Origin of the sequence: Streptomyces sp. NPDC002619 (assembly GCF_042889305.1) — a bacterium.
GTDB lineage: Bacteria > Actinomycetota > Actinomycetes > Streptomycetales > Streptomycetaceae > Streptomyces.
In genome coordinates this window covers 208,016-215,115 of the sequence record NZ_JBIAQV010000012.1, presented here as the reverse complement: position 1 = coordinate 215,115, position 7,100 = coordinate 208,016, and the positions used below count along the sequence as shown (strand labels likewise).

The window sequence follows — 7,100 nt, the reverse complement described above, 5'->3', positions numbered from 1 at the left end:
CCGCCCAGTTCAAGCGCGCGTGCACCGGCTGTCCCCTGCGAGAACGCTGCACCACCTCCAAGACCGGACGCACCCTCAACGTCCACCCCCACTACAAGCTGCTGGCCGCCGCCCGGTCCCAGGCCGCCACCGACGCCGGCTGGCAGGACGAATACCGCCGATGGCGGCCACCTGTCGAACGCGCCATCGCCTGGCTCGTCGCCAAGGGCAACCGCCGGGTTCCCTACCGAGGCGTCATCGCCAACAACATCTGGCTCCACCACCGCGCCGCCGCCCTCAACCTCCGCCGACTGATCACCCTCGGACTCACCCGCACCAACACCACCTGGCGCCTCGCCCCGGCCACCGCATAGCGAAAGGGGCCGCCCGGCCTCCCGGCCGGACAGCGCCCCAGCAAGATTTTCAGCAGTCTTCTAGACAACCTCTCCCACCTGGCCCCGGACCTGTCCGACCTGATGTGCTGCATCGTCACCGGCGCCGAGACCATCAAACGCGCCCTGTACACCGGCGACGTCGTCCGCGCCCGCTACCGCCGGCCGCTCCTCCTGACCGGCATCGACGTGGGCGTCATCCGGCCCGACCTCGCCGAACGCCTCCCGGAGACGGGCTATACGGGAGGTATGGCCGAGCTCGAGGGCGGGCAAAGATCACGATCGGATGCTCATCGCTCCAGAGCGAGGGCGGAGGGAGCTTGTTCATGGCCAGCTGGAAGACCACCGACATCCCGGATCAGAGCGGTCGCATCGCCGTCGTCACCGGGGCCAACAGTGGGCTCGGGTACGTCACCGCGCGGGAGCTTGCCCGGAAGGGGGCTCGGGTGGTGCTCGCGTGTCGGAGTGAGGCGCGGGGGAATGAGGCGGTGGATCGGGTCGTGGGCGAAGTGCCGGGCGCCCGGGTCGAGTTCGGGGGGTTGGATCTCGGGGATCTGGGGTCCGTGCGGGACTTCGTCGCGTGGTTTCCGTACGATCGGCTCGATCTGCTCGTCAACAACGCGGGCGTGATGGCGCCGCCGTACGGGATCACCGCCGACGGGTTCGAGACGCAGTTCGGGGTCAATCATCTGGGGCACTTTGCCCTCACCGGGCTGTTGCTGCCCGCCGTGCTGAGCACCCCCGGCGCCCGGATCGTGACCGTCTCCAGTTTTATGCACGTGCTCGCCAACATCGACATCGACGACCTCAACAGCGAACGGCGGTACCGGCGTTGGGTCGCCTACGGGCGTTCCAAGACCGCCAATCTCCTCTTCACGCACGAGCTGGGCCGTCGGCTCGCCGCGTCCGGTGCCGATGTCGTCGCGGCCGCCGCCCATCCCGGGTACGCCGCCACCAACCTCCAGACCGCCGGCCCGCGGGCCGAGGGGCGTCGGGGTGCCGAGCGGTTCATGGAGATCGGTAATCGCGTCTTCGCTCAGACCGCCGAGGCGGGCGCCCTGCCCTCGCTGTACGCGGCCACCGCCCCCGGCGTACGCCCCGACTCCTTCACCGGTCCGTCGTTCGCGGGGTGGCGGGGCGGACCCGCGCCGTCCTGGCGGGCGTCGTGGACGGTCAACGATCAGGCGGGTGTACGGCTCTGGGAGGCGTCCGAGCGGCTGACCGGGGTGACATACGACGCGCTGAAGGCGTGACGTACCGCCCCGACCAAGGGCTCCTATGCCGTGCGCACCTCGTACGTGGCGATGCGCAGCGTCTCGTCGTCCAGGCACTGCCCCGTCCGCAGGTCGAAGCGCTGCTTCAGCAGGGGGGAAGCGACGAACAGGCGGTCCTGGTGGGTGCCCGTCAGGCCGCGGGAGAGGACTGCCGCGCCGGTGAACGGGTCGCGGTTGTCGACGGCGTACAGCCGGCCCGCGCGGTCGCGGAACAGCGCCACCTGGCGGCCGTCCGGGAGGAGCGCCGCCACGCCGCGGCCCGGCGTCAGCGCGCTCGGCTCGCAGACCGTCAACCAGGTGTCCGCCAGCCGCAGTTGGATCTTCAGGCCGGTCGTCGTCTCGGGTGCCAGGGTCATCGCTGGGCGCTTCCTTCCAGGGCGTCTTCCACGGGCCGCGAGCCGATGGCCAGCAGCGGCAGGTCGGGCTTCATCTGGTCGCGCTCGGGGACGAAGCCGACGACCGGGTCGGGGGTGTCCGGCGCGTTCACGAAGGACACGAACCGGGCCAGCTTCTCGGGGTCGTTGATCGTCTCCGCCCACTCGTCGCGGTAGTGCGACACGTGCGCCGCCATCAGCGTCTCCAGCTCCTCGCAGATGCCCAGCGAGTCGTGGACCACCACGTCCCTTACGTGGTCGAGGCCGCCCGGGATCCGCTCCAGCCACACGCTCGTGCGCTCCAGGCGGTCGGCGGTGCGGATGTAGAACATCAGGAAACGGTCGATCAGACGGATCAGTTCGGCGTCCGACAGGTCCTGCGCGAGCACGTCCGCGTGGCGCGGGGTGGCACCGCCGTTGCCGCCGACGTACAGGTTCCAGCCGCTCGCCGTGGCGATGATCCCGAAGTCCTTCGACCGGGCCTCCGCGCACTCGCGGGCACAGCCCGACACCGCCGACTTCAGCTTGTGGGGGGAGCGCAGGCCCCGGTAGCGCAGCTCCAGGTCGATCGCCATGCGGACCGAGTCCTGCACGCCGTAGCGGCACCAGGTCTGGCCCACGCAGGACTTCACCGTGCGCAGCGACTTGCCGTACGCGTGCCCCGACTCGAAGCCCGCGTCCACCAACCGCGTCCAGATCAGAGGGAGCTGCTCCACCCGTGCGCCGAACATGTCGATCCGCTGGCCGCCGGTGATCTTCGTGTAGAGCCCGAAGTCACGGGCGATCTCACCGATCACGATCAGCTTCTCCGGGGCGATCTCACCGCCGGGGATGCGTGGGACGACCGAATACGAGCCGTTCTTCTGGAGGTTGGCGAGGAAGTGGTCGTTGGTGTCCTGGAGCGCGGCCTGCTCGCCGTCCAGGACATAGCCGTTCGCGCCGATCGTGGGGGCGAGCGAGGCGATGATCGAGGCGACCGCAGGCTTGCAGATCTCGCAGCCGTCGCCGGCCCGGGCGCCCTCACGACCGTAACGGTCGAGCAGGTCCTGGTAGGACGTGACGCGCAGCGCGAGGACGATCTCGTACAGCTCCTCGCGGGTCTGGTCGAAGCAGCCGCACAGGCCCTTGTCGACCTCGATGCCGCTCGCCTCCAGCTCCGCGGTGACCAGCTGGCCCAGGACCTTGACGCAACTGCCGCAGCCCGTACCGGCCTTGGTGCACTTCTTCACCTCGGGCACGGTCGTGCAGGAGTGCTCCGTCACGGCGCCGCGGATCGTGCCCTTGGTGACGTTGTGGCAGGAGCAGATCACCGCCTCGTCGGGCAGTGCGGACGGGCCGAGGCCGACCGGGGCGCCCGCGCCCGCCGGGAACACCAGCTGCTCCGGCGAGATCGGCGGGATGGAGCCGGTGAGGGCGCGCAGCGTGCCATACGTCTCGGCGTCGCCCACCAGGATGCCGCCGAGCAGTGTGCCGTCGCGGCCGATGACCAGCTTCTTGTACAGGCCCGAGCGGGAGTCGGAGTAGACGACGTCCAGGCAGTCCTCGGCCGCGCCGTGCGCGTCGCCGAAGGACGCCACGTCCACGCCGAGCAGCTTCAGCTTGGTGGACAGGTCGGCACCGGTGAAGGAGGCCTCGTCGGCGGCGATCGTCGCGGCCGCCGTCACGGCCTGCTCGTACCCGGGCGCCACCAGGCCGTACACCCGGCCGTCGGCCGCGAGCGCGCATTCGCCGATCGCGAACACATGCGGGTCGGTGACGGTACGGCACTGCTCGTCGACCGTGATGCCGCCCCGCTCGCCGACGGTCAGGCCGCAGTCGCGGGCCAGCTGGTCGCGGGGGCGGACGCCGGCACTGAACACCACCAGGTCCGTGGGCAATTCGGAGCCGTCGGACAGCTTCATGCCGGTGACCGCGCCGTCCTCACCGACGACGATCTCCTGGGTGCCCACGCCGGTGTGCACGGTCAGGCCCATGTCCTCGACGGTGCGCAGGAGCGCGGCGCCGCCGCCCTCGTCGACCTGCACGGGCATCAGCCGGGGCGCGAACTCCACGATGTGGCTGGTGAGTCCGAGGCCCTTCAGCGCGCCCGCGGCCTCCAGGCCGAGCAGGCCGCCGCCGACCACCGCGCCCGTCGTCGCCCGTGACTTCGCGTACGCCTCGATGGCGAGCAGGTCCTCGATCGTCCGGTAGACGAAACAGCCCTCGGCGTCCTTGCCGGGGACGGGCGGCACGAAGGGGTGGGAGCCGGTGGCCAGGACGAGCGTGTCGTAGTCGACCGTCAGCCCGGAGCGGGCGGTCACTCGCCGCGCCTCGCGGTCGATCGTCTCCGCCGGGTCGCCGACGTGCAGCTCGATGCCGTGGTCCTTGATGAACTCCATGTCCGTCAGGGAGAGTTCCTCGGGCGTACGGCCCGAGAAGTACGAGGTGAGCTGCACGCGGTCGTACGCCGGACGCGGCTCCTCGCACAGCACGACCACGCGGTGCGTGGCGGTCAGGCCGCGCTCGGCGAGCGCTTCGAGGAAGCGCTGGCCGACCATGCCGTGGCCGACGAGCACGATCGTGGGGGTGGCCCCCGGGGTGGCGGTCATCAGGAGCCTCCGTCGTTGGTGAGCAGGTGGAGCAGGGGGCCGTCGTCGGGGAGCGGCTCTGCTTCCTCCCAGGCCCGGGCGAGCGCGCCGACGGTGCCGAGTTCGCCGACGAGGACCCCGCCGACCAGCCGGTCCTTGCGGACGACGACCTTGCGGTAGGTGCCCCGGGTGGCGTCCGCGAGCTGGACGACGTCGTCGCCGGGCAGCGGCTCGGTCTCGCCGAACGCGGCGAGGTCGAAGGGGGAGCCCGGCCCGGTCAGCGTGAGCCGGGTCAGGGAACGGGTGCCGGTGTAGCGGGCGTTGTCCGCGCCGGCCAGCAACTCGGCCAGTGCCTCGGCCTGTTCGAGCGCCGGTGTCGCCAGCCCGTACACCCTGCCGTCGTGCTGGGCGCAGTCGCCGACGGCGTGGATGTGCGGGTCGGAGGTGCGCAGTTCGTCGTCCACGAGGACGCCCTTGCGAACGGCGAGTCCCGCGTCCTCGGCGAGGCCGACACGCGGATGGACCCCGCAGGCGACGACCACGAGATCGGTGTCCAGGGCGTATCCGTCGGCCATCTCAACGGAGCGGACCGCACCGCCGACACAGCGCAGGTCCCGCACCCGGCACTCGGTGTGCACCTCGACGCCCAGGTCCTTCAGATGCCGCAGCACGAGCCGGGAGGCGCTCGGATCGAGCTGGCGTTCCATGAGCCGCTCGGCCTGTTGGGCGAGGACGACCTGAGCGCCGCGCACGGCGAGCGCCCGCGCCGCCGACACACCCAGCAGCCCACCGCCGACGACCACCGCCCGCACGCCCGGCCGCACCGCCTCGGACAGACCGAGACAGTCGTCCATGGTGCGGAACGCGTGGACGCCCTCGGGGAACCGGTGGTCGGGGGTGAACAGGCCGCGCAGGGGCGGAAGCACGGGGTTGGAGCCGGTGGCCAGGACCAGCGTGCCGTAGGCGATCTCCGTGCCGTCCGCGCACTCCAGGGTGCGCCGGCCGCGGTCGATACGGGTGACCCGGGCGCGGACCAGGTCCGCCGGGGCGGGAAGCGCGATCACATCGGGGCCGTAGCGGCCGGCCAGCACCTCGGCGAGCAGGACCCGGTTGTACGGCCGGTGCTCCTCCTCGCCGACGAGCAGCGCGGGCGTGCCGAGCTCACCGAGCCGGCGGGCGAGGCGTACGCCCGCGAGGCCGGCGCCGATCACCACCACACGCGGATTCGAGGTCATGTCCAGGAGCGTGCGGTGCCGGTGTTACCCGGCGGCATCACGTCTGTTTCCCGTGAGGAACGCTGCCCTCAGCCGGTGCGGGGCGCGGATGTGAGGGTTCGGGGGGTGTGGCGGGGCGGGCTGTGAGGTGGGGAGAACCGAACCGGGGTGGGGACAACCGAACCCCCGGGTTCCGTGCGGGCACCATCGTGTACGACGGGCGGGGGCGGAAACCTGGAGGGGTCGGTCCTTGCAGCCGGCTCGGCGGCTGCTCGGGGTGGAGATCGAAGCGCCGGTGCTGCCCGTGGGGGCGGGGGCGTTCGCGTGGCGGCGGGCGGTGCTGGGGGAGCGGGCGGGTTGGCGGGCCGTGGCCTGTGCGGTACTGACACCACGTCGCCAACAACTTCGCCAAGCTCGACCTACCGCCGTCCGAGACGGGGCACCGGCGGGTGCTGGCGGTGCTGCGGTACCCGGAGTCGACGGGCTGACGAGGACATTCGCTAGGGTCGCGATCATGCCCGACATACCGCTGACCATGATCGCCCTGCTCTGTCTGGCCGCCCTCGCGGCCGGCTGGATCGACGCGGTCGTGGGCGGCGGCGGGCTCCTGCTCCTCCCGGTGCTGCTGCTCGGGTTGCCGGCGAACACCCCGGCCGCGTACGCGCTCGGCACCAACAAGGCGGTCGCGATCGTCGGCACGTCGGGTGCCGCGGTGACGTACGCGCGCAAGGCATCCGTCGACGTACGTACGGCCGTACGCATCGGTCTCGCGGCCCTCGCGGGCTCCTCGGCCGGGGCGTTCTTCGCGGCGGGGATGAGCACGGACGTGCTCAAGCCGGTGATCATGGTCGTGCTGCTCGCCGTAGCGGCGTTCGTCATCCTCCGCCCCGCCTTCGGTACGGCCCCCGCGCCGGGCCCGGCCACCCGCCGCCAGGTCCTTTCCGCGATCGCCCTCGCGGGCCTCGGCATCGGCTTCTACGACGGCTTCATCGGCCCCGGCACCGGCACGTTCCTGGTCCTCGCGCTGACCGCCGTACTCCACCTCGACCTGGTCACGGCCTCCGCCACCGCCAAGATCGTCAACTGCTGCACCAATGCGGGCGCCCTCGCCATGTTCGCCTGGCAGGGCACGGTCCTGTGGCAACTGGCTGCTCTGATGGCTGTGTTCAACCTGGCGGGCGGCACGCTGGGCGCGCGTACGGCGCTGAAGAAGGGGAGCGGGTTCGTCCGGGTGGTGCTGCTGACGGTGGTGTTCGCGCTGGTGGCGAACCTGGCGTATCAGCAGTGGATGGCGTGAGCG

6 protein-coding genes and 1 pseudogene are annotated in these 7,100 nt (G+C 71.5%); 4 read left to right on the top strand and 3 right to left on the bottom strand.

Annotated elements, in window-relative coordinates:
* The 3 genes and pseudogenes from ACFYXB_RS21295 to ACFYXB_RS21285 form a co-directional block, all read left to right on the top strand.
* Positions 1-353 (top strand): transposase (locus tag ACFYXB_RS21295; protein ID WP_389584539.1); only part of this gene is annotated, 353 nt, incomplete at its 5' end.
* Positions 354-413: 60 nt separating this feature from the next.
* Positions 414-596: pseudogene (locus ACFYXB_RS21290) on the top strand (ATP-binding protein); the annotation flags it as partial.
* A gap of 101 nt (positions 597-697) precedes the next feature.
* Complete coding sequence (locus tag ACFYXB_RS21285) at positions 698-1,624, top strand: oxidoreductase (RefSeq protein ID WP_389584536.1); 927 nt, start codon at positions 698-700, stop codon at positions 1,622-1,624.
* A gap of 23 nt (positions 1,625-1,647) precedes the next feature.
* Here the strand turns inward: ACFYXB_RS21285 and nirD are convergent, their stop codons facing one another.
* Genes nirD through ACFYXB_RS21270 form a run of 3 tightly spaced genes read right to left on the bottom strand, consistent with a single transcriptional unit; the run spans position 1,648 to position 5,821 of the window.
* Positions 1,648-2,001: a nitrite reductase small subunit NirD gene (gene nirD, locus ACFYXB_RS21280; RefSeq protein WP_389584534.1), complete on the bottom strand. Its 354-nt coding sequence runs from the start codon at positions 1,999-2,001 to the stop codon at positions 1,648-1,650.
* Positions 1,998-4,607 (bottom strand): nitrite reductase large subunit NirB, encoded by a 2,610-nt coding sequence (nirB, locus tag ACFYXB_RS21275; protein WP_389584532.1) that lies wholly within the window; start codon positions 4,605-4,607, stop codon positions 1,998-2,000. Before nirB ends, nirD begins: the two co-directional genes overlap by 4 nt.
* On the bottom strand, positions 4,607-5,821 hold the full coding sequence (locus ACFYXB_RS21270; RefSeq protein WP_389584530.1) for an NAD(P)/FAD-dependent oxidoreductase: 1,215 nt from the start codon (positions 5,819-5,821) through the stop codon (positions 4,607-4,609). Before ACFYXB_RS21270 ends, nirB begins: the two co-directional genes overlap by 1 nt.
* 493 nt (positions 5,822-6,314) lie before the next feature.
* Here ACFYXB_RS21270 and ACFYXB_RS21265 point away from each other — a divergent pair, with 493 nt between their 5' ends.
* Positions 6,315-7,097, top strand: a complete 783-nt coding sequence (locus tag ACFYXB_RS21265) for a sulfite exporter TauE/SafE family protein (protein ID WP_389584527.1) — start codon at positions 6,315-6,317, stop codon at positions 7,095-7,097.
* The last annotated feature ends 3 nt before the right edge of the window (positions 7,098-7,100 follow it).

Coding starts and splice junctions, on each gene's coding strand:
- ACFYXB_RS21285 (WP_389584536.1), top strand. CDS start 698: ATGGCCAGCTGGAAGACCACCGACATCCCGGATCAGAGCGGTCGCATC.
- nirD (WP_389584534.1), bottom strand. CDS start 2,001: ATGACCCTGGCACCCGAGACGACGACCGGCCTGAAGATCCAACTGCGG.
- nirB (WP_389584532.1), bottom strand. CDS start 4,607: ATGACCGCCACCCCGGGGGCCACCCCCACGATCGTGCTCGTCGGCCAC.
- ACFYXB_RS21270 (WP_389584530.1), bottom strand. CDS start 5,821: ATGACCTCGAATCCGCGTGTGGTGGTGATCGGCGCCGGCCTCGCGGGC.
- ACFYXB_RS21265 (WP_389584527.1), top strand. CDS start 6,315: ATGCCCGACATACCGCTGACCATGATCGCCCTGCTCTGTCTGGCCGCC.